Genomic DNA, 25,168 nt, shown 5'->3' on the forward strand with positions numbered 1-25,168 from the left:
GCTTCCCTAAACATAAAGAATCGTGGGACGCACGATCTAAAAGCTCAAAAAATGTCCTCAATGAGGAGTCTTTGAGAAGCCTACACCGACCTGTACTCAGGCGGTGTAGGTACGTCACTATCGAATTACTTACTATTTAGTAGGGTGAGTCTTTAGCTCACCCTACTAAGCAAAAGTCAGAAGTAAAATGTTAGACCAAACCGCCAGCAGCTTGAAACCGAGCGCGGGCGCGTTTGAAGCCTTGTGTTGCTTGGATTTGGGCTTGGCGATCGTCTCCTGAAACTTGATTTAGACGTGCTTCTGCTTGGTTGTAAGCAGCACGAGCTTCATCAAGGTTAATTTTGTCGCCACGTTCAGCGCCGTTAACCAGAATTGTCACTTCATTTTCTTCGATTTCGGCAAAGCCACCCAAAAGAGCGATCGCTTGCCAATTCTGATTTTTAGCGGCACGGACTCGCATTACACCAGTATCCAGGGCGGTCAACAGTGGTGCATGTCCAGTTAAAATACCTAGTTGACCAGTAGTGCTAGGCAAAACAACTTCTTCAGCTGGGGCATCCCATACTGTTTTGTCTGGGGAAATTACACGAACGGTTAATGTCATTTGTCTTTTGTCCTTTGTCCTTCGTCCTTTGTCCTACCCTACGGGAAGCCGCCCAAAGGGCGTCTATGTCCTTTGTCATTTGTAATTGCCATTAGTCATTAGCAGTTGAACTAATGACTAATGACTAATGACTAATGACTAATGACCAATGACTAATGACTAACCTTTGATTTTTGCAGCTTTAGCGATCGCTTCGTTAATATCGCCAACCAAGTAGAAAGCCTGTTCTGGCAGATCATCCAACTCACCAGACAGAATCTTTTGGAACCCTTTGATGGTGTCTTCCAACTTCACGTACTTACCAGGAGAACCGGTGAATACTTCTGCCACAAAGAACGGCTGGGACAAGAAACGCTCAACTTTCCGGGCCCGCGCTACGATGAGACGGTCTTCTTCAGACAATTCATCTAGACCAAGAATGGCGATAATGTCTTGGAGTTCTTTATAACGTTGCAGAGTTGATTGCACCGCCCGCGCAGTATTGTAGTGTTCGTCACCAACAATATTTGGTTGAAGCATGGTGGAAGTGGAACCAAGGGGGTCAACTGCGGGATAAATTCCCTTAGCTGCCAAACCACGAGATAGCACTGTTGTACCATCCAAGTGGGCGAAGGTAGTAGCAGGTGCGGGGTCGGTGAGGTCATCTGCAGGTACGTACACTGCCTGAATGGAGGTAATGGAACCCTCTGTAGTCGAGGTAATCCGCTCTTGCAGTTCACCCACGTCGGTTCCCAATGTCGGCTGATATCCTACCGCTGAAGGCATCCGACCCAGTAGCGCGGACACTTCCGAACCTGCTTGTACAAACCGGAAAATGTTGTCAATAAACAACAGCACATCCTGCTTGTTCACATCGCGGAAGTACTCTGCTACTGTCAATCCAGAAAGACCAACCCGCATTCTGGCTCCGGGTGGCTCGTTCATTTGACCGTAAACTAGAGCAATTTTTGATTCGTTGAGGTTCTCATTGTTGATAACCCCAGATTCAATCATTTCGTTGTAGAGGTCATTGCCTTCACGGGTGCGCTCACCCACGCCAGCAAATACAGATACTCCACCGTGTTGGGTAGCGATGTTGTTGATCAACTCCATCATGATCACGGTTTTACCAACACCAGCACCGCCGAACAGACCAATCTTACCGCCGCGTCGATAGGGAGTCAGAAGGTCAACAACTTTAATCCCAGTCTCAAATACGGAAGGTTTGGTTTCCAGGTCAGTGAATTTGGGAGCAGAGCGGTGAATGGGTAGAGTTGCCTCAGCATTTACTGGGCCTCTGTTGTCCACAGGTTCACCAAGGACGTTGAAAATTCGACCCAAGGTGGCTTTACCAACTGGCACGGTAATGGGAGCGCCTGTATCGCTGACTTCAAAACCGCGCACTAAGCCTTCGGTGGAACTCATCGCAACAGTCCGCACCTGGTTGTCGCCTAGCAGTTGCTGTACTTCAACGGTGATGTTGATTTCCTGTCCAGCTTCATTGGTGCCTTTGATTTTCAAAGCGCTGTAGATTTGTGGCAATTTCCCGCCGGGAAATTTAACGTCTACAACTGGGCCAATGATTTGGGTAATGTAACCAATGTTTGTTTTTTCTGCGGTTGTTACCATGCTGCGCCTAATGATTGAAGCTATATTTCAGATAAGGTCGTAGAAGACATAAAATCAAGCAATGTCACCTTTCAGATTAGCACTGAACGCCCCCCCTCTACGCCATAAATTGATCCTTAAGACTGGGGCTTGGGGATCAATTTACGGCTAAGTTTTAGCGGGAGGCTGGGGGAGATTCAAAATCAAATGACTCGCCGCTAGGTTGTACGCTCCGCCAGATGGGTTTCTTAGTCCAGTGTTAGGATTATGGTTAGCGATCGCATCTGCGTAATTACAGCGTGACCAATGATAGCGCCAGAATCTTGGAAATCCGCTTGATTATGATATTCAACACTCAGTTGGTAAAGCGCTGACTCAAGTCAGAAATCTACAGATGATTTCAAGTTGGTGAAATACACAACCTAAGTCTCCAAGTCAGGCGTAAAGTCTGTTTTACTTCTGAATTCCGAATTCTGACTCCTGAATTCTGCTGTATGTTCCATTGCCTACATTAATCGTAGTAAACCTGCTGCACCTAGTAGCGCACTAATACCGAATCAATATTATCTTTCACAAGTTGAATTAATCTGCAATCTGCTTACTAAATAGGTACTATAGCCACCTGTAGGAAACAGCAGGAGTCGAAAATACGTATAATCTGCAATAATAAACCAATTCTAATATACTACAATGTGTAAATTTTTTGTAAAGTTCACCGATTAAGTGTTCTTACATAATATGATATGAAAAGTTAGACCACTCATCAATAATTACATCAGTGGTTGGATAAAAGTAAATTAACCAAGAAAAATAGAAAGCCGTGAAATCAGGAATAAAGTTGTGAATTATCCTATTTTACTGACAGGGGAACATCTAGGGCAAAATTTAGACTTATAAAATTAGGATATGTATTCGGAGGATTGATTTGGCGCAGTTTGTGGGAAAATACTGAGAAAAATCTGCTGTAAACAGTATTGTTTTTTATAATATTTGTATATTATGACAATGGAATCTTTACCCCACGTTGAAGAGATAGATATTCAAAAATACTTAGAAGTTCTTCAACGGCGTTGGCTACCTATAGTCGGAATTTTTGGCATATCTGTTACTCTTGGATGCTTATATGCCTTTTCACTAAAACCCTTCTACAAGGCAGAAGGAAGTTTGATGATTAAAACAAATCGCACTTCCTCACTCACGGGATTACCGCAAGACATAGGACGTCTGGAAGCTTTGAATATGAACGACAATCCTCTGGAAACTCAGGTGAGAGTTGTTGGTTCAAATCCAGTAATTGAGAAAACAATTAATTCCCTCAACCTCCAAAATAGTGAAGGTAAATTGCTGTCAATTCCCCAGTTGGCAAGACAACTAAAAATAGAAGGAATCAAAGGTACTGATGTTGTACAACTTTCTTATCAGGGCGGTAATCCAGAACTGGCTGCCAAAGTCGTTAATAAAGTTATTGACAGTTATATCGACCTAAATATCAAGGCTAATCAGAATGAAGCACTGACAGCCAAAGAGGTTCTGATAACCGAAGTACCCACAGCCGAGAGAATTGTCAGCAGAGCCGAATCAGAACTGCGGATATTTAAAGAAAAGAATAAAGTTGTTGTCCTAGAACAAGAATCAGCCGCAGCAGTTGATACAATTTCCCAGTTAGGAAACCAAATTTCTCAAGCTCAAGCGCAACTAGATGATGTCCAAGGTCGTTTAGGAAAGTTACGCAGTCAAGCTCAGGTAGATTCACCGCGAGGTGTAATCGAATCTGAAGTCAGTCAAGCGCCTGGAGTTCAGAAAGTGCTTGCCCAACTCCAAGAAGTAGAAAGTCAACTAGTACTGGAGCGCACTCGTTTTGAATCTGGACACCCGACAATTACTAGCTTAGAAGAAAAAGTTGTAGCTCTTAAGAGCTTGCTAAAAGAGCGCACTGGACAAATAGCTGGTGGAACGCAGATAACACAGGGAAGTTTACAGGTTGGGCAACTACGGCAAAGCCTAATTCTAGATATTACTCGTGCTGAGGCACAACACGTTGGTCTAGAAAGACAAATTGCCACACTCCAACGACAGCAAAAGGCCTACATCAAACGAGCCAATAATTTGCCAAGACTAGAACAGAATCAACGAGAGCTAGAACGGAAGCTGAAAGCGGCTCAAACGACTTACGAAACGCTCTTAAATAAACGCCAAGAAATTGATATTGCACAGAACCAAAAGATTCCCAATGCTCGTGTAATTTCCTATGCCTTAACCCCCGAGAAACCAGAAGGACCTCGCAAAACCCTGTTCATTATTGGTGGAGGCGCAGTTGGTCTTTTCTTAGGTATCATTGCCGCCTTTGGTATAGACTTGATAGACCGCTCGGTGAAGACGGTCAAAGAAGCCAAAGAAGTCTTAAAATATACAGTTTTGGCAGTGATTCCAACACAAGGTAGAAGTGGTAAAGATCATTCTTCTGTAGCAGGACTCGATAGACCTGTTCCCAAAATTATTGGCAGAGATATTCCTTACTTCCCTCTTGGTGACGCATACCAAATACTACAAGTGAACTTGAAGTTCCTCTGTTTTGATAAACCGCTCAAAAGCATTGTAGTCACAAGTTCTGTATCCAAAGAAGGAAAGTCTGACGTATCTGCAAATCTAGCTGTGACTATGGCTCAGGCGGGACGTCGGGTGCTATTAGTGGATGCAGATATGCGTCATCCCATACAGCATCATATCTGGGAGCTAACAAATGTAGTGGGGTTAAGCAATGTCCTTGTTGGTCAAGTTTCTTTAGATACAGCGGTGCAAGAAGTTATGCCTAACCTGGATGTTCTTCCTTCTGGAGTTTTGCCTCCTAATCCAGTGGCAATGCTAGATTCTCAACGTATGGCAACATTGATTAGTAACTTTGGTAAAGATTATGACTTTATCATTTTTGATACGCCACCTTTGTCAGGAATAGCAGATGCTGCTGTATTAAGCACGCTCACTGACGGTATTTTATTAGTTGTTCGTCCTGGAGTAGTTGACTTGAACAGTGCAAATGCAGCTAAAGAGTTTTTAACTCAGTCAGGTCAGAAGGTTTTAGGGATAGTCATGAATGGTGTGAATATTAGAAATGAACCTAATAGTTATTTCTACTATACCAAAGGACAAGAAATGGAACAAGATTTAGTATCTAGCAGCTTAACCAAATATTCCAAAGAAGGTTAAGTTCTCCGATGGATTGCGAAAGCGAGCCTCATTACAACCATCTAAATCCAATTTTTTGACTGAGGACTAAATTAATGACATTAAGTAAAAATCTCAAGCAATTTGTAAAATCAAATACTCCATTAGCTAAATGGAAAGGTTCTCTTTCTACAAAGGCCATAATTCTTCAGAATTATGTCAAAAACTATGACATATATCGGCAAATTTTATCTCCTCAACAGAGTAATGAATTACTTACCAATCTTATCAAAGATACTAAACCTTTTATGATTAGTCGGTTTGGTAGCACAGAAGCTTATTGTGTGAATGAATATCTAAAAGGAGGTTACAAGGAATCTATATTTGAGTCAATGTCTAATGATTCTGGGTTTTTTCCAGTAGATGAAAAACATCTAGATCGATTTAGTCAACTTTTTATAGAGTCATCAAAATCTATAGATGCTTTGGGAGTATGGTTTCAAATTGGAGAACCGGAAATCATCAGAAATTCTTGCCAAAAAGCTTCTTTTGTCGAATTAAAGACACTTGAACCTTATTATCACAACGACCCTTGGAGCAAGAATCTTGAGGGGAAAAAGGTTTTGGTTATTCACCCTTTTGCAGAAACCATTTCATCACAATATAAAAACCATAGAAAGTTACTTTTTGAAAACCAAAATATTCTGCCTGAATTTGAATTAACTACCTTCAAAGCAGTTCAGTCTCTAGCTGGAACTCAAACCCAGTTCAATACTTGGTTCGATGCTTATGATTGGATGTGTAACCAAATTAAAAACCAAGATTTTGACGTAGCTATTATCGGATGTGGTGCTTATGGACTTCCATTAGCTGCTTACATTAAATCTCTGGGTAAACAGGCTGTGCATCTTGGAGGAGCAACTCAAATTCTTTTTGGAATTAAAGGCAACCGTTGGGATAAAAGTCCGTTTTTTCAGTCTATTTATAATGAATATTGGGTGAGGTGTAGACCTGATGATGTCCCTACAAATCCATCAAAATATCCAGCCTATTGGTAATTATAGGCTGTAAAAAATATCTCAGTTTTTTTATTCTCTACCGAGGCATTTTTAGATGGATAATAAAATTAAAACATCTTGTTTAATTAATAATTACAATTACGCTGAATTTCTCTCTGAGGCACTTGATAGTGCTTTAAATCAAACAGTTAAATTTGATGAAATTATTGTTGTTGATGACGCATCCACAGATAATTCTGCGGAAGTTATCGCTAATTTTAGTCAAGTAGCTAATGTTAAATCTATCTTGAAAGAAAAAAATCAAGGACAATTATCATCCTTTAACGAAGGATTTTTAGCTGCAACTGGCGACATTATATTTTTTTTAGACGCCGATGATATTTATGAACCTCAATATTTAGAAACTGCCTTAAATTTTTATAATAGGCGTAGTGAATGTGATTTTGTATTTTGTGCGTATAAAAAATTTGGAGCAGTGGAAGAAACATTTCAAAGCGATGCAGTTGATTTAGATTTAGGTTATTCACTAATCAGAACTTTATATAGTGGTGAATGGATTGGCTCGATAACTTCAACCTTATCAATACGTAGAGAAATAGTCAGCAAGTTTTTACCTATTCCATATATGGAAGATTGGCGTGTGAGGGCTGATGACTGTTTGATATGGGGAGCTTCTTTGGTAGGGGCTAAAAAGTTTTATATGTCTAAACCTCTAGTGAAGTATAGAATACATCAAAGTAATCAATATCATAACAAGAAGCTTTTGGACGCCAACAATAATTATGAATATAAGAGATTCTGGAAACGCAATTCCTTATTTAATTACATCCTGCAAAAAAATAATTTTACTTTACCATTATTATTGGCTTTCACATCCCTCAATGAATTAAAAACAATCCCATGTCCAAAAGTTGAAGATTTTATTTCATATTGGAAAATAATATTTTTGTTTGAACGCAATTTCTTTTGGAAAATCAAAGGAATGGTTTTATTATTTAGCTATTTTTTAAAAAACTTAATGACTGGGAAATTAAAAGTAATGTAGAAGCTTGGATAAATATACATCATTTTGTGCCTTGAAAAATAAAAAAATAGCCCGATAGAGCTTGATGGAGAATGCCACATAATTAACTACTAAAAATAATGTTAAGTAAATTAAAATTTCAAAACTTATCAAAATTTAAATCTCGTTCTGGGCTGCGTGCAATTATTGCCAATACAGGTTGGTTGTTTGGTGACCGCATTCTACGTATGGGTGCGAGCTTAGTCGTAGGAGTATGGGTAGCACGCTACTTAGGAGTACAGCAGTATGGTCTGTTTAACTATGCTTTAGCTTTTGTGAGCTTATTTAGCCCAATTTTCACTCTAGGACTAGACGACGTAGTAGTTCGCCATCTTGTCCGTCAATCATCAGACAAAGAGGAAATTTTAGGAACCACTTTTTGGCTAAAATTGCTGGGTGGAATTGCTTCTGTCTTATTGGCAGTTAGCACTATGTTTTTCTTAGGTGAAAATGAAACACTGAAGATATGGCTAGTTGCAATTTTAGGGATGGCAGGAATTTTTAGGGCTGCTGATACTATTGAAATATGGTTTCAATCACAGGTGCAATCAAAATACACTGTGATCGCTAAAAACGCAGCGTTTCTACTAAGTAGTGGCATCAAAATCGCCCTAATATTAACAAAAGCACCGTTGTTAGCTTTTGCTTGGGTAACATTAGCAGAATTTGCAATGAGTGCAATTGGTTTGCTGATTGTTTACCAAGTCAAAGCGTCTTCGTTGTGGTTATGGCGTTGGAGTTTTTCTGCTGCTAAAACTCTGATGAAAGAGAGTTTACCTCTTATTTTTTCGGGGTTTGCTATCCTGATTTTTATGAAAATAGATCAGGTGATGTTAGGTCAAATGATCGGAAATAGTGAGGTTGGAATTTATTCTGCTGCTGTCCGTATTTCTGAAATTTGGTATTTTATTCCGGGGGCGATTGTTTCTTCTGTTGCTCCGGCAATTTACGCAGCTAAGGAAAAATCAGAAAGTCTTTACTATCAGCGACTGGGACAATTACTCAGTCTAATGACGTGTATATCTTTGGCAATTGCTCTGCCAATGTCATTTTTGTCTAACAAGATAATTATGGTGATGTTTGGCAGTGGATATGCAGAAGCAGGGCCAATATTAGCAGTTCATATTTGGACTTCTTTGTTTGTCTTTATGGGTCTTGCAACATCACCCTGGTTTATTGCTGAAAATTTGAACCACGTTTCTTTAGGTAAAACTTTATTTGGAGCGATATTAAACATTGTTCTCAATTTATTCCTAATTCCTAAATATGCCGGACTTGGGGCTGCGATCGCCACAATAATATCTCAAGCTGCTGCGGCTTTTGTCTGCAATGCCTTTGATTCAAGAACACAGAAAATATTTAAGATTCAAGTGCGATCGCTTATTCCTTTTTACAAATATTAATAATTTTAACCAAAATCATCAAAGATGCAAACACCAGTAACTTTTATTATTTTCAAACGTCCACAAACAACAGAGAAAGTTTTTGACGCTATTCGCCAAGCCAAGCCAACAAAACTTTTTGTAATTGCCGATGGACCCCGCACTGACCGCGAAGGTGAGGTAGAAAAGTGTGAAGCAACTCGCGCAATTATTGAAAGAGTTGATTGGGATTGCGAAGTTATTAAGAACTATTCTAATATCAACTTAGGTTGTGCAAAACGAGTATCTAGTGGTTTAGATTGGGTATTTAATAATGTTGAAGAAACAATTATTTTAGAAGATGATTGTATCCCTCACCCAACATTTTTTAGATTTAGTGAAGAACTGCTAGAAAAATATAGATATGATACTAGAATCGCCACAATCTCTGCTCAAAATCTTCAATTCGGACGAAAACGCACAAATTATAGTTACTATTTTTCTCGCTATAACCACTGTTGGGGTTGGGCAAGTTGGAGACGTGCTTGGCAACATTATGATTTGACGATCAAACTCTGGAAAGAAGTGCAGGCAGAAAACCTTTTACGTGATATTCTCATAGACCAAAAAGCAGTAAATTATTGGCGACGAATATTTCACTCTGTTTATAACAATCCTACGGGTATAACCTGGGATTATCAATGGACATTTGCTTGCTGGATGCAGGGTAGCTTAAGTATTATCCCCAATGTCAACTTAATCTCTAATGTTGGTGTTGGTGCAGACGCGACTCATTTCACTTCCAACCAAGAATTTTCGTTCATCAATATGTCAATGCAAGCAATGGAATTTCCCTTAAAACATCCACCGTTTATTGTGAGGAATACAGAGGCAGATAATTTTACTCAGAGAACAGTCTATAAAGCAACTGCATTGGATATTTTCAAAGAGGAAGTTAAGAAAAGATTGAATTACTCAGCGATAAAAAAATAGTGATGAATATGTAGTTAATTAATAAATTGAATGTAAGCAATGAACGTAAAATTAACAGAAAAAATATTAACTATTTTGCTATTACTTATTGCTGTAGGGGCATTAACAATCCACCCTGCACAAGAAGTTTCCATGACTACCCTTGGAGGGGATAAGCTAGATACTTTGTTCAATATAATTTCATATTTAATCCTATTTTATTTCCTAATTTTATACTGGAAGGGTTTTCTTTATGTAATTACCAAAAGTCCATTACAGTTTTTTTTACTAGCTATAGTTATATTTTCTATCTTGTGGTCAGAAGACCTAACTTCTAGTCTTACTTATATAAAAGGTCTAATCAGAGTATATTTTATTGCAATCTATTTGGCAATGCGTTATTCCCTTAGGGAACAAATGAGACTAATAGCTTGGGCGCTTGGTGCCGCTACATTATTATCTATGATATTCTCTGCATTCATCCCAGGTTATATTCACAAATCACCTGAATTAGTAAATATGTGGAGCGGAATTTATGGTCATAAAAATGAATTAGGTTACATGATGAATTGGAGTGCAGGAGTGTTTTTACATCTTGCCCTTAGTAGCTCTCGATATCGCTGGTTGATGTGGGCAATATGTGGGTTATCTATATGTTTAATTATCCTCACACGTTCAACAACATCTTTGGCGATTTTATTGACAACGATATTACTTTTGCCTTTCTACCAATCCCTGAAAAAAACTAATTATAAATTACAAGTTATTACGATTACTTCAGCTTTAATGTTACTCATTATTTTTTCAATGTTACTGATCAATAATGCTGAAAGTGTAATTGGTACTTCTGGTAAAGACCTTACCTTCAACGGACGCTCTGACGTCTGGGGATTAGTGATTTCCAAGGTTTTGGAAAGACCTTGGCTAGGTTATGGATATTATGGATTTTGGACTACTAGTGCCGCATCTAATCTGAGAGCTACTTATGATTGGGCAAGTAATGCTCACAATGGCTTTTTAGAACTATTGTTAGATTTAGGATTCTTAGGTTTTTTGATTTTTGCGGCAGGGTTTATCCGGTTCTTTGCAATGGCATTGACTCGAATTGTTTCTATCGCCAAAAAACCGGAAGATTACTGGCCAATGCAGATGTTAGTTATTATCGTCATATTGAATTTCTCAGAAGCAAGATTATTAACTCCCGGTTGGAATTGGTTAATGTATGTCACAACCTCTCTATCTCTGACTCTTAGTTTTCAGCGTACAGCAATAAATAAATAGTTTACATACTTGCATAAGTAAAAGGAGAAAAAGCATGAAAAAGTTAAATTTTGGCTGTGGACACAGATTTTCTTCTGGATGGATAAATATAGATTTTAATTCTGAACATCCTGAAGTAATTGCCCATAACTTACTGCAACCACTTCCATATCCTAAAGATTATTTCGATGTAATTTATAGTAGTCATGTACTAGAGCATTTCTCTAAAGACACGGGAGAAATGCTGGTGAAAGAATGCTATAGAGTTCTCAAACCTCAAGGCATTTTACGCATTGTTGTTCCTGACTTAGAGCGAACCTGCCGTGAATATTTAAGAATTATCGACAGTATTGAAAATGAGGGAACAAAGAAACAATATGAATGGATTATTATTGAGTTAATCGACCAGTTAGTTAGAACCGAACATGGCGGTTTGATGAAAACTTACTGGCGACAAGTGCTTGAAAACAATGATGAATCATCTATCAACTATGTAGAAGCCAGAACAGGTGTTAAAATCAAAGAAGAGATAGCAACTAATCATACTAATTCTTTGTTAGAAAAGCTATTTAGTATCAATCAAAATAAACTCAGAAACAAATTCAAATACCTCTATATTGATATGGTAAAGAGGTTTATACCACATTATGTCCGTAAGTCTCTGATAGATGAAACGACCCTTGGTGAAAAACATAAGTGGATGTATGATAGCTATAGTATGAAAACGCTTTTTGAAAGAGTTGGTTTTTCGGATATTAAATTTTTGGATGCCCATACAAGTGATATTTCAAACTTTGGGAGTGAAGTCTTAGATATTAATGCCGATGGAACAGTATATCTACCAGGCTCGTTATATTGTGAGGGCATCAAGCCAAACAAATAATATTGATTTTCTGCGATCAATATCAAATATATTTTTTTAAAATTAAATACTACTAATATGAACGTCTTGCTCCTTAGCACCCAGGATGTGGCTGGTGGTGCGGCTCGTGCTGCATATCGCTTGCACAAAGGGTTACAAAATATTGACTTACAATCACAAATGCTGGTGCAAGAAAAATATACTGATGACAAAACAGTAATTGCACCTAAGCTCAGATTATTTCAAGGCATCGCTAAAGCAAAGTTGACATTTGAAACTTTACCTTTAAAGCTTTATTCTCAAAAGCAAAGTACTCCATTTTTTATTCAATGGTTGCCAGATAGAGTTGTTTCTCAAGTTGCTCAGATTAATCCAGACATAATCAATTTGCATTGGATTAGCGCGGCTTTTATGCAAATAGAAACTATTGCTAAACTAAAGCGCCCTTTGGTCTGGACAATTCATGATATGTGGGGATTTACTGGAGGATGCAGCTATACTGGAGATTGCGATCGCTATCAAATATCCTGTGGAGCCTGTCCTCAACTAAACAGCCAAAAGGATTGGGATTTATCGCGTTGGGTATGGCAGCGTAAAGCCAAAGCTTTGAAAAATTTAAATCTGACAATTGTTTCGCCAGGTTCTTGGTTAGCCGAATGCGCTAAGTCTAGTTCTCTGTTTAAGAATTTGCGAATCGAAGTAATTCCGAATGGACTGGATACTCAAAAGTATAAACCTGTTCATCAAGGTTTAGCGCGAGAATTACTGAATTTACCTCTAGATAAACAACTCATTCTATTTGGAGCGCTAGATGCCACCAATGACTCTAGAAAAGGTTTTCATTACCTGCAACCAGCATTACAAGAATTAAGCAAATCTGGCTGGAAAGATAAGTTTGAGGTCGTTATTTTCGGTGCATCTCAACCCGAAAATCCACCTGATCTGGGCTTCAAAACCCACTATTTGGGACACTTACATGATGATATATCTTTAGCAACTGTTTACTCAGCAGCTGATGTAATGCTTGTACCGTCTCTGCAAGAATCTTTTGGACAGACAGCTTCCGAATCACTCGCTTGTGGTACTCCAGTTGTGGCATTTAATTCTACTGGCTTAAAAGATATTGTTGACCATCAACAGAACGGTTATTTAGCTAAATCTTATAAAGTCGAGGATTTTGCCAAAGGAATTATCTGGGTACTTGAAAATGAACAGAGGCTGCAAAAGCTCTCATTCTATGCTCGTGAGAAAGCCGAACAAAAATTTACTCTGGAGCTTCAAGCACGTCGTTATTCAGCTTTATTTCAGGAAATATTGATACTAGCAAATAAATCTTCATTCAGTAATTAACTTAGAAAATAAATCCTTCATATATGTCAATACCTATAGCGTTTATAATTTGTACAGAACCTGGTCGTTTAGAAGATCAATCTTTGATGCTTGCAGAAAGTATTCGTAAGTTCTGCGGCAATTTAAAAGATACACCCATGTATAGTTTTCATCCCAGAGTCGGTGAGCCAATATCAAAGCAAACTCAGCAAGCCTTTGAAGCGTTGCAGGTGACTCATCAGCAAATTCCGATAAATCGAGAATTTCATGAATATTATTTAGCCAATAAACCCTTGGTTTGTGCCTATGCAGAACAAAATATTGATGCAGAAATATTAGTTTTTTTAGACAGTGACAAATGCTTTTTTTCTGAACCAAAAGAGCTTTTATTGCCAGTAAATTGTAACGTTCGCATACGTCCTGAGTATGGTCAAGGAATTGGCTCTACAGGTTCGCAAGACCGCCAAGAATGGTACTGGCAAAAACTTTATGAAGTGCTGGGGGTAAAGCGTGAGTTATTTGTTAACACCCCAATTGGTAATAAAAGAATCAGAGCCTACTGGAATTCTGGTTTAGTAGCAGTGAGAAGAAGTGCGGGTATATTTACAGCATGGAAAGATAATTTTGAAACCGTAATGCGCCTTGATATCACTCCTCCCCAGGGTCTTTATTTTGTTGAGCAGTCTGTTTTATCTGTAACTTTATGTGCCTTGGAAGTAAACGTCGAACATCTTCCTCCTAATTATAGTTATCCATTATCTTTACATAACCGTTTATCAACAGAACTACAAATTAAACATTGGGATGATATTATCTCCATTCATTATTTCAACTTATTCTTCTATAACGATTGGAATGCACAAATCAAAAGATTGAAAAAAATTAATATTAATTCAGATAAATATCAATGGCTGTGTCAAGAGGTTGTCAGACTTAATATGCCTCGCGTATCAGTTTTGCATCGATATATGTTGGTAGTAAGAAAAATGGAACAAAAACTCAAAAACTTTAATTTAGATATTAACTTGAGTGGCTGGATAGAAAGGATGGCTAAACTTTAAACCTTATCGAATTATGAAGGTAGACCTGTAAAAACACCGTTATAAGTCCATTATTTATATGTATGTTCCAAAGAAATTATATGAGAGAAATGATTCACATTAAACAAGCAAACTTAGCCGTAATTATGACCTGCCATAACAGGCGCAATACAACTCTTGCCTGTTTACGTGCTTTATATCAGCAAAAAAATCCTTGTGATGTTTATTTAACTGATGATGGTAGCTCTGATGGAACTGCGGAGGCTATCAAAGCAGAATATCCAGAGGTAAAAATTCTTCAAGGTAATGGCAATTTATTCTGGGTAGGAGGAATGCATCTGGCCTTTGGTGAGGCGATAAAAAATCAATATGATTATTATCTGTGGTTGAATGATGACACATTTCTAGAAACCAATGCTGTAAGTAAATTATTGCGGATTCATCAAAATTTGATTGAACAAGGTTGTATAGACTCAATTGTAGTTGGTTCAACTAAAGACGCAACGACAGGAAAAGCAACCTATGGAGGAGCAGTAAAATCCAAAAAGTGGTATTCTAATAAATTTGAATTTGTAGAACCAAGTTCGGCTATACAAAAATGCGATGCTATGTATGGTAACTGCGTACTAATTCCTAAAACTGTTGCCGCCAAAGTTGGCAATGTTGATACAACATTTGTTCACAGTTTAGGAGATTTAGATTATGCCCTCAGAGCAGGTAAATTGGGTTGTCAAATATGGGTAGCTCCTGAATATGTTGGTACTTGTACTAAAAATTCTATCCGCAATAGTTGGGTAGATACCAATTTAAATGTCTTAGAACGCTTGAAAAAGGCGTTGCAAATTAAAGCATTTCCGTTAAAACCTTGGACTGTATTTTGTAGGAGACACTCTGGGCCATTCTGGATATTTTACTGGTTCTTACCTTATATTAGAGCAATGATTGGTTACAAGAATTTGGCAAGTTCTCCCACATTCGCTGAGGATATCAACCAAACTAACTCAGAGGTTTGATTTTTAACATTATAACTATCTCAATAAACTGCTAACAAATGCAGTTTAAAAATCAGGTTTTTAAATTTTGAATAACCAGCGATTTTTATATGGGTAAACGCTTACTAATTGTATCAACCCTCGATTCCAGTCAACCATTTGGTGCTTTTACTAGACCTTTTTATCTCGGACAATATCTTACTGAACATTTTGATGTTTTTCAGCTAGGATTAGATTGTTCATCTGTTAATTATGCACCTTCTATTTCAATTGGTTCAAGAAGTTTAAAGTCATATATTCAAACTATAGAAAAGTGCATCGACGAGTTTTGCCCAGATATTGTGTATGCTCAAGAAACACTACCTGCATTGGCTGCTTTAATTTCACTGAAGCTAAGAAAACATAGTGATTCCTCGCTTGTATTAGATTTTCATACATTTTCAGCGTATGAATACTGGATGCGCTTGTTTTCAGTTGCTAATCCTTTCAAAGAGTTGGCACAATGTATTAAAACGTATATTGCTCAGGGAATTTTGGTATTTTCCGGCAGTCCAATTATTGCAGCAGGTGAATCAATTCCTAAACTAATTTCCCAGTGGTATGGGAAAACTCCCCAACAAATTTATGCCATCGGTAATGGAGTGACTGAAGACTTACTAAATACTGAATCTTTCGTTAATCAAGACCCCTATCAAGCATTCAGACCAGCTAAAATAGCGGTTGTTATTGCTCCCAGAACATTTCAATTTCCAACTAACGATATGTCTGTTGCAATGACTATTGAGGTTGCTAAATATCTTGAAAGTCATCAGCAGAAAGTACATTTTGTTGTCATTGGTAGGGATGGTAGTGATATTTCAGAACCAATACCTTCTAACATTTCTTTTTTAGGCTTTTTACCGAAAAGAGAGGATTTTGTCGCCCATCTTAAATATGCAGATATCGCTTTACTACCGTTTTCAAAACAAGCTGTAGCAGGTGGCGCTCGCAATAAAGCATTAGATTATTTTGCTAGTAAAAAGTTAGTTATATCTACACCAGAAGGCTTGCGAGGTTTAGAAGAATTTCGCCATTTAGAACATCTTTTAGTAACAGGATACTCTAGTGAAGAAGTTGCTAATACAGTCTTAGACGCGGCTTCAAATATTGAGAAGTATCAATCACTTGTAGATAGAGCATATACCTTAATTACAGAAAAATATTCCTGGAATGCTAGAGCACAGAATATTGCAGAAATCCTCATGAAAGTAAGTCATTTTTAGTTAAGATTTATTTCGATTGTAAAAATTATTTAACTAAAAAAATAAGTTTTTTAAAACGTTTTAACGTTAGAGTATTATACTCCAAAGGTAGAATAAATTTATGAAAAAACAATCTTCTTATAAACTTCTTGGTGTTACAGTAGATGCACTCTCTATCCCTGAGTTGAATGCCTTGATTGAAAAATCTATTCAGAAGAATAAGAAATGGATTATTGCTAATCACAACTTGCATAGTCTTTATCTCTTCCATAAAAATCCAAAAATGCAAGCTTTTTATGCCAAGGCAGAATATACCCATATTGATAGTATGCCTTTAGTGTTTATTGGAAAGCTGTTGGGTTTTCCAATGAAGCGAGAACAAAGAGTAACATACGCTGACTGGATATGGCCTCTGATGGAGGAAGCAGTTAATAAAGGCTGGCGCGTATTCTATCTAGGTTCAAAACCAGGAGTCGCTGAAGAAGGAGCAAGTATTTTGCGCCAGAGATTTCCTGGTTTACAGATTGCTTGCGCTCATGGCTACATTGATATGGATAAAGATAGTCAAGAAAATCTCTCTACTCTGGCTGCAATTAATGCTTACAAACCCCATGTATTAATGGTGGGCATGGGTATGCCACGCCAAGAGGATTGGATTTCCGAAAATCTTGAACATATTCAGACTAATACTATTTTGACTTGTGGAGCCTGTATCGACTATGTAGCAGGAGTAATACCTACTCCTCCTCGCTGGATGGGAAAGATGGGCTTGGAATGGTTGTATCGGTTGTTGAGTGAACCGAGACGACTTTGGAGCCGTTACTTACTTGAGCCTTGGTTTCTAAGTACTTTATTATTACGAGAAATTTGGAATTTTCGGAACAGTTCAGACGGTGGAAATAAAAAAGTCAAATCCTTTAGTATAAGACTCAAACCAAAAAAAGCAATTTTGATTATGCAGCAATCAGGAACTCTTTCTGAGCAGAAGAAGTACTAATTTTTGAAAGTAAAGATGGAGCTTCTTTGTTCTCACGAGCGGCAACAATTGCGTGTGTGATAAACTCCAAAATATTGCGTTGCTGAGAATTAAGAGTTTTTAGTGTTGTAAGTAGAGTCAGCATTCGCGCAATAAGAATACTGCCAACTTGGGTTTGAGAGCCAAAACTTCTTCGTATCTATCTATATAACTGCCCGACATAACTGCCCAACGAATCGCTCTCTAGGCAGCATTATGAATCTTATCCACATCAAAAGTTGTCACAAACAAGCACATCGCAGGCTCAACTTTTTGCGTCTACCAATGCAGTAATCGGCAGTTGAGTGTAAAGTCGTTTTGATTTATAGGTGAATATTACCAAGAACTTCTCCAGATACTTCGCTTAGGATGATACTTAAAAGTTCACTTTACACCTACCTGTGTGGAGTATGTTTTACTGGTATTTAACGAACTGCTTGACTAAAAGCCTGGGCAATAGCATTACGAGCAAGTTTAGGTTTCAGGTTTTCGTCGAAGGGAAGTGGACGCAGAAATTTATGGAGTTGTGGATTCTCTCTAAAGGTTTTTCCTGGTATCCAGTCGGGATGACGTATCCAGGTATGACGATCGCTAATCCCCCATGTAATTACAGTATCAACGTTAGCCGCAAAGCACAAGTCAAGATATCGCTTGTAACTGTCGGCTACCATCTGGTCTAGCTTTTTGATACTATCGGGTAGGGGAGTATCAATAATAATATCTAATTCTGTGATTACTGGTTTAACTTCAAGATCGTTAAGCCGTTTTAAGACTGAACTAAATCCTTTTTCGTCAAAAGCATAGGCTGTAGAAAACCACAGATGCGACTGGATACCAGCCCCATCAATTTTAACTTCTTTATTCTTCAGATATTCGACCATTTTTAAGAAACGGTCTGATTTCCATGTAGCGCCTTCGATGCCAAAATCGTTGAGGTAAAATTTCTTCTTGCTATCAACTGAAGCGGCAAATAAAAACAAGTCTCGAATCAATTCTGGTTTGACACCTCTACGTAAACCGTAGGTAGCATTATCAGTTTCGTTTTCATTGTCAGCAATAATTTCGTTAGCAATATCCCAAGACTTTAAAACTGGGCTATTGCGATAATGCCCCATGACACCTTTAACGTGCCGTTCAATCATCTTAAGAGTGGGGGGGTAGGGAACCCAGTCTGGTTTTGCCATGTGCCAGAAAAGGGTATGCCCGTGCAATTCCATTTTATGCTTTTGGCAGAAGTCAGCGATCGCATCTGCTGATTCAAAGGTAAATTTTCCTGGCTGTGGTTCAGTGGCATTCCATTTTAATTCACCATTCGGTGTCGCAATCGAACATTCACGAGCAATTAGGTCAGCGTAATCTTTTTCTTTTAGCAAAATGTCACTAGAAATTGCTGTACCATAGCGCTTTCCTTTAGCGGCAGCTAATTGCCGAAGGGGGGTATTCTCAATTGTAGAATTTGTTATGGCAGCATTTATGCTATGATTTTCGTTCTGCTTATCCTTTTGTAAAAACCCCGTAGTCAATAATGCAGAAAGGGTTGTGTATCCTGCTCTTTTTAAAAAATTTCTTCGATAAGTCATAAATTGTACTTAATAAAAATACAATGATTATTATATTACAAAATAAAGATTTTATACTCTTTGAGAAAAGTCCTATCAAAATCAAAAACTGCGGTGTGAGCGATCGCTCACACCGCAGTATTAAAATTACTTGGCAATGAATTTATGCTTTTACTGTGGCTTTCGATTGTTTGCGCTTGTTGAGTGTATTTAGACTAAAAGCACCGAATGCTAAAATCCCTAACATAGTAGTGGGTTCGGGAACACTTTTTGGTGGTTCACTAGAGAAAGTACCACCTTGAATAAACACAGCGGAATCAAGAACATTATCTCCCGCATCTGCAATTGCCAGTTTAAGGGTGTGATTTCCAGCACTTAGCCCTTTGGCGCTAGCAGCAAATACTTTAGTGAAACCGTCATATTGAAGATTGAAGGATGGGCTACCGTCTGATGGATCATTATTGTTAAAGAACTGAGGATTCTGGGCGTTAATGCCTAATGGATTACCACCGTTGACATTATTAATTGAAACTGGCGTAGTAGTTCCAGGAAGCAGAGCAATGTTAACCCCGTCCAAGAAAAAGCCAAACACGTCATTAAATGCGGTATTAGCGAATTCGTTGTATTCTTCCGAGGCAAAGACGTAGTTGAAAAAGAGATCCCCTGTGGCTGAAGTAAAATCAAATTGGAGAGTATTTGCATCGAAAGTATTAAATCCTGAAATCAAGCTATCCAAGTCAGCATCCCCAGGTAAGCCATTGCTACCTGTTGCGTCATCTTGAGTATTTGGCCCAGGAGCAAGGGTAGCATTACCGGAAGTAAGAATAATGCCTGTATCTATGCCAATTCCTGAGGAAAATCCATCTGTGAAAGTTCCAGACGCAATAGATGCACCGTTATATGTAGCATTTGAGACAGTAATGCCAGATCCTAAAATACTGTTAACTAAAACGTTGGCATCGCTAGTAGTAATAATGTTAACAGCATGAGCGGGAGCAGTTAATATTCCTAAACCTAATAATGTAAATGCGCTTTGCTTCAGAAATTGAGTTAATGAGTTCATGAGATTTTTATCCTAAAAAAAGTGGATGTTAAGAGTAGAAATATCCTCAATTGCCTATGCGAAACTTTTGGCGAAATTGCACACAACGCCTCAAGTGCGACAGGTCAAATTCAGCATTTCATGGAGAGCGCAGATATAAGCACTAGTGAAAATGACTAAAGTTTTGAACTTAGCTTTTGTCTTCTAGTTATTAAGGAGGTTATCATCAGTGTTTTCCTCACTCGCTTATTCACTTAGATTACTGGCAAATTTATTTAGTGTCGAGAGTTTGTGCGTGTATTCACATAAGAAATACATTCAAAATTAGATTAAATAGTAGCCAAAACCTAGATGCAAGGCGACTTATATACGCATTATCAAGTGAATAATTGACTAAAACTTTGTAAAATTAAGTTGTTGCTTTAAGATAGGTTTATCTACGTGATTATGTGTAAGTATGGCTATGTAAACAGAATCTATATTTAAGAACATCGTAGTAACACAGTGTTATAATATCTACCGATAAAAACCATAGTGGTTAAAAACTTAGGGTAGCGATCGCTGCTTACTAGATTACATTAGGAAAGGAAAGCTTACATCTTACACTTTCACCGAGCAACAGCTTATGAATTTTTCGTCAGCACGACAATATTTTTATCAAGAGATTCAGCAGTCTGACGAGGATATTGATTTAGCAAAGGCAGCTTTGTATATTGCACAAGAAGAATATCCCAACTTAGATCCAGAGGAATATCTCAACGCCCTCGATACAATGGCATGGGAACTTCAAGAACGCCTGCCTGACTCACGATATCCTTTGCGGATGGTTCAAACTATTAATCAGTATCTCTACGATGATTTAGGGTTTTCTGGTAATCAACTTGACTATTATGATCCGCGCAACAGCTTATTAAATGATGTAATTGAGCGACGATTGGGGATTCCTATTACTTTAGCGTTGGTTTACCTGGAGGTTGCCCGACGGATTGATTTTCCAATGGTGGGTGTGGGGATGCCAGGACATTTTCTGATCCGCCCGGATATTCCAGATATAGAAATTTTTGTGGATGCTTTTAATAGCGGTGAAATAATATTTGCCCAAGATTGCGAGGAACGACTGTCTCAACTTTATCAGCAATCTGTGACGCTACAACCAGAATTTTTAGCCGTAGTCAGTCATCGGCAATTCTTGGCACGGATGCTCACAAATTTAAAGTTTATTTATATCAAACAACAAGAGTTAGAAAAAACGCTAGCAGCGATTGAACGAATTTTATTGCTGTTTCCTGGTTTAAGTTTAGAATTGCGCGATCGCGGTTTAATTTATTATAAACTTGGTAACTATACCCAAGCTGTAGATGACTTACAAAGTTATCTAGAAAAGGTTCCTGATGCTGAGGATGCAGATGTGATTCGGCAGTTACTTGCGAAGTTGCGTAATAATGGTTGAATCAAGTAAAAAGGACTGCGTGAGAAAGATACAATAGCTTTGATTACAACTTAAGTATCAAAAATGCTGTGTCAGCAACATTGACACAGCAGTGGTTAGTTAAATTAAACGGCTTAAATAAAAATTTATGTTTATGCCTTAACTGCGGGTTGTTGACATTAATGCCACCAGGAAGATTTTGGGCGGTACTTAAAGTGCTACCTGCATCACCCATTTCAGTAAAAGTCGCAGCTTGTGCGGTTCCTGCTACTCCCAGTCCAATAACTGCTGCTCCCACTGTAGCGAGTGATAAATTTGTCAAAAAATTTACATTAAACATTGTGTCATTTAACCTATAAACGAATCTTTTTGTCAGCTTTCAAGGCTTCAATACTAATCCGTATCTCTAAGGATAGAACAGCTTTTTTTACCTGCTTCACAGGAAATTCACTGCCAATTAAAGCTACTAATCTAGTAAAAGTAATGTAAAAATACTTACTTTAAAAGGTTTGTAGCCACATCTACAAGAGGTTAAAAACTGTGTTTATACTTAAGGTAATGATGAAGCTATTATTCTCAACAACTGCTCTAGAATGAATTCTGAGAGTAATAGCAAAAGTCTTTTAAAGAATCCACCGACAGCTTTTAGCACGAATACTGGCGAAAACTCAATACCAAATGACTAATGATCGAAGGCATTGGATAATGGCGGTATGAATTGAGCCTCACGCAAAGGCGAGCCAGCGCGGTTGAAGGGGGTTTCCCCCATGAGCGACTGCCGCGCAAAGAATTAAGAGTTGAATAAACGTAATTTTGAAATTTCATACCCTAATTCAGCAACGCCTGATCGAATTATTCTTGTTGTTCTGCTACTTGTTTGAGGCGGCGCAGTTGGGATTGCATATCTTCTTTTGTCCAAGATACAGCAAAGGTTTTGAAACCCCAACTTATTACAGGGTTAGGAATATCGAACTCAAAACGGTTCAGTAGGCGCGTTTCTTTTTGTGTTGGTTGACATTCCCAGCGATCGCGCCCTTGAAAAAATCCCTGAAATTCCCAGACTACTAAACCCGGTTCTCGTTGCACAACTACGCTATTTAGGGTGGGTTTCAGTAGCGGAATTTGAACGATAAAACGACTTTGACTGCCGACATTGGTACTCCAAGCTTTGCCCACAGGTTCGCAACGGAGAACGGGGTTGAGCCAACGATGCATCAGCGCGAGATCGGTAAGACAGCGCTCTACTACCGTAGCTGTAGCATTAATTTGAATCGATTGTTCAAAAACTTGGGACATTGCACATATTTTATGCTGTTGCTGCACTTAGAGTAGCGCAAAATCAAGCACTCTGGACACATTACAGTGTAGTACTAAAAAATTAGGAACAATTTATTTTTGGCGTTATTTTTTGATAAAACGAGAAATTACCTAACAAAGTTAAAAAAATACTCCCAATATTAAACGTATATATGAGTTTGCTGGTAATTTGCTGCTAAATTGATAGGCAAAACACTAGTGAACTTACTGGAGTGCAAAATTATTCAAATTCAGGCATCCCATAAGTATCTCCAGTGTTTGCGGTTAATACTTAAGCTTAATTCCCGAAAACCATGAACACAACTTGGCAAGGAATAACACAGGTGATAGGAGTTGCTTTGTCCACGACGGGGCAGCAATTTTTGGCACAATCGCCCAGCCTGCAACCGGCCCAAAGATCAGTGAATCAAGGACTAGCTGATGTGGAAGGTATTGTTCAACAGCTAATTCTGTTTACGCCCCGTTTGCTGGGGGCAGTGGCAATTTTGTTAGTAGGTTGGCTAATTGCAGCGATCGCAGCAGCAGTGACGCGAGGAATCCTCAATCGCACAAACATAGATAACCGCATTGCCGCCGGAATAACAGGTCGTCAAGATGTTCCCCAAGTGGAGAAAATAATCTCCAGCTTAGTCTTTTGGAGCATTATCCTGTTGACGGCGGTAGCTGTCTTACAGACATTGGATCTGGAAGTCGTCTCTCGACCCCTGAATAATTTTCTCAATCAACTGATTGGCTTTTTGCCAAAGTTGGTTGGCGCGGGAATCATTTTGACAACCGCCTGGTTAGTAGCGACCATTGTGAGGCTACTCACTGTGCGCTCATTACAGGCATTTAACCTGGATGAGCGTTTGAATCCAGAAACAGAAGACAGAACACCCAGCCTCAATCAACTGTCTCTGAGTGAGACGATTGGCAATGCTCTGTATTGGTTTATATTTTTACTGTTTCTCGCCCCAGTTTTGGATACTCTCGGACTAAGGCAGGCTCTACAACCAGTACAAGCTCTAATTACAGAAGTTCTGCTAATTCTGCCGAACATTTTAGCGGCGATATTAATTGCTGTAGTTGGCTGGTTCATAGCTAATGTGGTGCGGCGGATTGTGACGAACTTGCTTGCAACAACAGGCATTGACCGTTTGGGTACTCAATTGGGATTATCTTCCACTGCGGGGGTGCAACCTTTATCGAGTATTATCGGCACAATTGTCTATGTTTTGATTTTGATTCCTGTAGCGATCGCAGCGCTCAATGCCTTGCGAATTGATGCGATTTCTGTGCCAGCGATCTCGATGCTGCAACAGGTTCTTAACGCCCTCCCTGCCATCTTTACAGCCGTGGCAATTTGGATTGTTGCTTATTTCGTGGGGCGGTTTGTCGCGGATTTGGTTACAAGTATCCTCACCAATTTAGGCTTTAATAACATTTTCACCATACTGGGTTTGACAACACCCACCAGACAAATTGTAATTTCAAGAGAACCAACACCCCCGATTACAAGCCGCACTCCATCGGAAATTGCAGGTATTGTTGCCTTGGTGGGTATCATGCTGTTTGCAACGGTGGCGGCAGTAAATATCCTGAATATTGCAGCCCTGACAGCATTAGTGTCGGGTATTGTGATCGTATTCGGGCGGATTTTGGCGGGATTGGTAATATTTGCCATTGGCTTATTCCTAGCAAATATGGCTTTTAACATCATTACCAGTTCCGGCGACCGCCAAGCCCAAATTTTGGGACAGGTGGCGCGGATTGCCATCATTGCCTTAGTCTCGGCAATGGCACTGCAACAGATTGGAGTTGCCAGTGATATTGTAAATTTAGCCTTTGGACTTTTATTAGGTGCGATCGCTGTTGCTATTGCTCTAGCCTTTGGTCTTGGAGGACGCGATATTGCACGAGAGCAAGTTCAAGAATGGCTAAACTCTTTCAAAGGTAGAAACTAAAAGTTGATGAAGGCGCAATTTCCTTTGTAAATCTCGGAAAGTGCAGCCGTAAGCATCAAAAGTAGAGAAAATCTATCAGCAATTTTGCTTAAGAGGTTAAAAGTTAGAGCTTAGAAGCTCGGAGTTTGAGTGTAGAACTTGAGATTTTGAGTTCTGAACCTCAAGTTCCGAGTTCAAAGGTCGGAGTTCCGAGTTCAATGGTCGGAGTTCCGAGTTCAAAGGTCGGAGTTCCGAGTTCAAAGGTCAGAGTTCCGAGTTTAAAGGTCAGAGTTCCGAGTTTAAAGGTCGGAGTTCCGAGTTTAAAGGTCGGAGTTCCGAGTTCAGAGGTCGAAGTTCCGAGTTGTGCAATCTAGTATCTACAATATTTTTAT

20 protein-coding genes are annotated in these 25,168 nt (G+C 38.8%); 14 read left to right on the forward strand and 6 right to left on the reverse strand.

Features of this window, described 5'->3' with window-relative positions; translation table 11 throughout:
- Nucleotides 1-190: 190 nt before the first annotated feature.
- On the reverse strand, nucleotides 191-604 hold the full coding sequence (gene atpC / locus ACEW80_RS04135; protein ID WP_373525370.1) for an ATP synthase F1 subunit epsilon: 414 nt from the start codon (nucleotides 602-604) through the stop codon (nucleotides 191-193).
- 159 nt (nucleotides 605-763) lie between these two features.
- Nucleotides 764-2,212, reverse strand: coding sequence for a F0F1 ATP synthase subunit beta (gene atpD, locus ACEW80_RS04140; RefSeq protein WP_373525371.1), 1,449 nt, complete (start codon nucleotides 2,210-2,212; stop codon nucleotides 764-766).
- A gap of 978 nt (nucleotides 2,213-3,190) precedes the next feature.
- Between atpD and ACEW80_RS04145 the strand changes: the two genes are divergently transcribed.
- The 12 genes from ACEW80_RS04145 to ACEW80_RS04200 all read left to right on the forward strand — a co-directional run bounded on the left by ACEW80_RS04145 (nucleotide 3,191) and on the right by ACEW80_RS04200 (nucleotide 17,489).
- Nucleotides 3,191-5,395: a GumC family protein gene (locus ACEW80_RS04145; protein WP_373525372.1), complete on the forward strand. Its 2,205-nt coding sequence runs from the start codon at nucleotides 3,191-3,193 to the stop codon at nucleotides 5,393-5,395.
- A 74-nt stretch (nucleotides 5,396-5,469) separates the two neighbouring features.
- Nucleotides 5,470-6,411 (forward strand): hypothetical protein, encoded by a 942-nt coding sequence (locus ACEW80_RS04150; protein WP_373525373.1) that lies wholly within the window; start codon nucleotides 5,470-5,472, stop codon nucleotides 6,409-6,411.
- Between the two features lie 55 nt (nucleotides 6,412-6,466).
- Nucleotides 6,467-7,417 (forward strand): glycosyltransferase family 2 protein, encoded by a 951-nt coding sequence (locus ACEW80_RS04155; RefSeq protein ID WP_373525374.1) that lies wholly within the window; start codon nucleotides 6,467-6,469, stop codon nucleotides 7,415-7,417.
- Nucleotides 7,418-7,515: 98 nt separating this feature from the next.
- On the forward strand, nucleotides 7,516-8,838 hold the full coding sequence (locus tag ACEW80_RS04160; RefSeq protein WP_373525375.1) for a flippase: 1,323 nt from the start codon (nucleotides 7,516-7,518) through the stop codon (nucleotides 8,836-8,838).
- Nucleotides 8,839-8,862: 24 nt separating this feature from the next.
- Complete coding sequence (locus ACEW80_RS04165; protein WP_373525376.1) at nucleotides 8,863-9,789, forward strand: glycosyltransferase family 2 protein; 927 nt, start codon at nucleotides 8,863-8,865, stop codon at nucleotides 9,787-9,789.
- 39 nt (nucleotides 9,790-9,828) lie between these two features.
- Nucleotides 9,829-11,049: an O-antigen ligase family protein gene (locus ACEW80_RS04170; RefSeq protein WP_373525377.1), complete on the forward strand. Its 1,221-nt coding sequence runs from the start codon at nucleotides 9,829-9,831 to the stop codon at nucleotides 11,047-11,049.
- Nucleotides 11,050-11,083: 34 nt separating this feature from the next.
- Nucleotides 11,084-11,911, forward strand: coding sequence for a methyltransferase domain-containing protein (locus ACEW80_RS04175; protein ID WP_373525378.1), 828 nt, complete (start codon nucleotides 11,084-11,086; stop codon nucleotides 11,909-11,911).
- A 57-nt stretch (nucleotides 11,912-11,968) separates the two neighbouring features.
- Nucleotides 11,969-13,240 (forward strand): glycosyltransferase family 4 protein, encoded by a 1,272-nt coding sequence (locus ACEW80_RS04180; RefSeq protein ID WP_373525379.1) that lies wholly within the window; start codon nucleotides 11,969-11,971, stop codon nucleotides 13,238-13,240.
- 23 nt (nucleotides 13,241-13,263) lie between these two features.
- The gene (locus ACEW80_RS04185) at nucleotides 13,264-14,280 is read left to right on the forward strand and encodes a hypothetical protein (protein ID WP_373525380.1); all 1,017 of its coding nucleotides are present in this window, start codon (nucleotides 13,264-13,266) and stop codon (nucleotides 14,278-14,280) included.
- A 98-nt stretch (nucleotides 14,281-14,378) separates the two neighbouring features.
- Nucleotides 14,379-15,272: a glycosyltransferase family 2 protein gene (locus tag ACEW80_RS04190; protein WP_373525399.1), complete on the forward strand. Its 894-nt coding sequence runs from the start codon at nucleotides 14,379-14,381 to the stop codon at nucleotides 15,270-15,272.
- An 89-nt stretch (nucleotides 15,273-15,361) separates the two neighbouring features.
- Complete coding sequence (locus tag ACEW80_RS04195) at nucleotides 15,362-16,513, forward strand: glycosyltransferase family 4 protein (RefSeq protein WP_373525381.1); 1,152 nt, start codon at nucleotides 15,362-15,364, stop codon at nucleotides 16,511-16,513.
- A gap of 100 nt (nucleotides 16,514-16,613) precedes the next feature.
- On the forward strand, nucleotides 16,614-17,489 hold the full coding sequence (locus ACEW80_RS04200) for a WecB/TagA/CpsF family glycosyltransferase (protein WP_373525382.1): 876 nt from the start codon (nucleotides 16,614-16,616) through the stop codon (nucleotides 17,487-17,489).
- A gap of 443 nt (nucleotides 17,490-17,932) precedes the next feature.
- Here the strand turns inward: ACEW80_RS04200 and ACEW80_RS04205 are convergent, their stop codons facing one another.
- Nucleotides 17,933-19,087 (reverse strand): endo-1,4-beta-xylanase, encoded by a 1,155-nt coding sequence (locus tag ACEW80_RS04205; RefSeq protein ID WP_373525383.1) that lies wholly within the window; start codon nucleotides 19,085-19,087, stop codon nucleotides 17,933-17,935.
- Nucleotides 19,088-19,229: 142 nt separating this feature from the next.
- Complete coding sequence (locus ACEW80_RS04210) at nucleotides 19,230-20,129, reverse strand: choice-of-anchor L domain-containing protein (RefSeq protein WP_373525384.1); 900 nt, start codon at nucleotides 20,127-20,129, stop codon at nucleotides 19,230-19,232.
- 604 nt (nucleotides 20,130-20,733) lie between these two features.
- On the opposite strand from ACEW80_RS04210, the gene ACEW80_RS04215 reads away from it, so the two are divergent.
- A complete protein-coding gene (locus ACEW80_RS04215) occupies nucleotides 20,734-21,558 on the forward strand; it encodes a SirB1 family protein (protein ID WP_373525385.1) in 825 nt (274 codons plus the stop codon).
- A gap of 43 nt (nucleotides 21,559-21,601) precedes the next feature.
- Here the strand turns inward: ACEW80_RS04215 and ACEW80_RS04220 are convergent, their stop codons facing one another.
- Nucleotides 21,602-21,877 (reverse strand): hypothetical protein, encoded by a 276-nt coding sequence (locus tag ACEW80_RS04220; protein WP_373525386.1) that lies wholly within the window; start codon nucleotides 21,875-21,877, stop codon nucleotides 21,602-21,604.
- A gap of 512 nt (nucleotides 21,878-22,389) precedes the next feature.
- Nucleotides 22,390-22,833, reverse strand: coding sequence for an SRPBCC family protein (locus ACEW80_RS04225; protein ID WP_373525387.1), 444 nt, complete (start codon nucleotides 22,831-22,833; stop codon nucleotides 22,390-22,392).
- A gap of 314 nt (nucleotides 22,834-23,147) precedes the next feature.
- On the opposite strand from ACEW80_RS04225, the gene ACEW80_RS04230 reads away from it, so the two are divergent.
- Nucleotides 23,148-24,797 carry a mechanosensitive ion channel gene (locus ACEW80_RS04230; RefSeq protein ID WP_373525388.1) on the forward strand — a complete coding sequence of 550 codons (1,650 nt, stop codon included), beginning with the start codon at nucleotides 23,148-23,150 and terminating at the stop codon, nucleotides 24,795-24,797.
- Nucleotides 24,798-25,168: the final 371 nt, after the last annotated feature.

This window comes from Nostoc sp., assembly GCF_041747015.1.
Taxonomy (GTDB): domain Bacteria; phylum Cyanobacteriota; class Cyanobacteriia; order Cyanobacteriales; family Nostocaceae; genus Nostoc.

Coding starts and splice junctions, on each gene's coding strand:
- atpC (WP_373525370.1), bottom strand. CDS start 604: ATGACATTAACCGTTCGTGTAATTTCCCCAGACAAAACAGTATGGGAT.
- atpD (WP_373525371.1), bottom strand. CDS start 2,212: ATGGTAACAACCGCAGAAAAAACAAACATTGGTTACATTACCCAAATC.
- ACEW80_RS04145 (WP_373525372.1), top strand. CDS start 3,191: ATGACAATGGAATCTTTACCCCACGTTGAAGAGATAGATATTCAAAAA.
- ACEW80_RS04150 (WP_373525373.1), top strand. CDS start 5,470: ATGACATTAAGTAAAAATCTCAAGCAATTTGTAAAATCAAATACTCCA.
- ACEW80_RS04155 (WP_373525374.1), top strand. CDS start 6,467: ATGGATAATAAAATTAAAACATCTTGTTTAATTAATAATTACAATTAC.
- ACEW80_RS04160 (WP_373525375.1), top strand. CDS start 7,516: ATGTTAAGTAAATTAAAATTTCAAAACTTATCAAAATTTAAATCTCGT.
- ACEW80_RS04165 (WP_373525376.1), top strand. CDS start 8,863: ATGCAAACACCAGTAACTTTTATTATTTTCAAACGTCCACAAACAACA.
- ACEW80_RS04170 (WP_373525377.1), top strand. CDS start 9,829: ATGAACGTAAAATTAACAGAAAAAATATTAACTATTTTGCTATTACTT.
- ACEW80_RS04175 (WP_373525378.1), top strand. CDS start 11,084: ATGAAAAAGTTAAATTTTGGCTGTGGACACAGATTTTCTTCTGGATGG.
- ACEW80_RS04180 (WP_373525379.1), top strand. CDS start 11,969: ATGAACGTCTTGCTCCTTAGCACCCAGGATGTGGCTGGTGGTGCGGCT.
- ACEW80_RS04185 (WP_373525380.1), top strand. CDS start 13,264: ATGTCAATACCTATAGCGTTTATAATTTGTACAGAACCTGGTCGTTTA.
- ACEW80_RS04195 (WP_373525381.1), top strand. CDS start 15,362: ATGGGTAAACGCTTACTAATTGTATCAACCCTCGATTCCAGTCAACCA.
- ACEW80_RS04200 (WP_373525382.1), top strand. CDS start 16,614: ATGAAAAAACAATCTTCTTATAAACTTCTTGGTGTTACAGTAGATGCA.
- ACEW80_RS04205 (WP_373525383.1), bottom strand. CDS start 19,087: ATGACTTATCGAAGAAATTTTTTAAAAAGAGCAGGATACACAACCCTT.
- ACEW80_RS04210 (WP_373525384.1), bottom strand. CDS start 20,129: ATGAACTCATTAACTCAATTTCTGAAGCAAAGCGCATTTACATTATTA.
- ACEW80_RS04215 (WP_373525385.1), top strand. CDS start 20,734: ATGAATTTTTCGTCAGCACGACAATATTTTTATCAAGAGATTCAGCAG.
- ACEW80_RS04220 (WP_373525386.1), bottom strand. CDS start 21,877: ATGTTTAATGTAAATTTTTTGACAAATTTATCACTCGCTACAGTGGGA.
- ACEW80_RS04225 (WP_373525387.1), bottom strand. CDS start 22,833: ATGTCCCAAGTTTTTGAACAATCGATTCAAATTAATGCTACAGCTACG.
- ACEW80_RS04230 (WP_373525388.1), top strand. CDS start 23,148: ATGAACACAACTTGGCAAGGAATAACACAGGTGATAGGAGTTGCTTTG.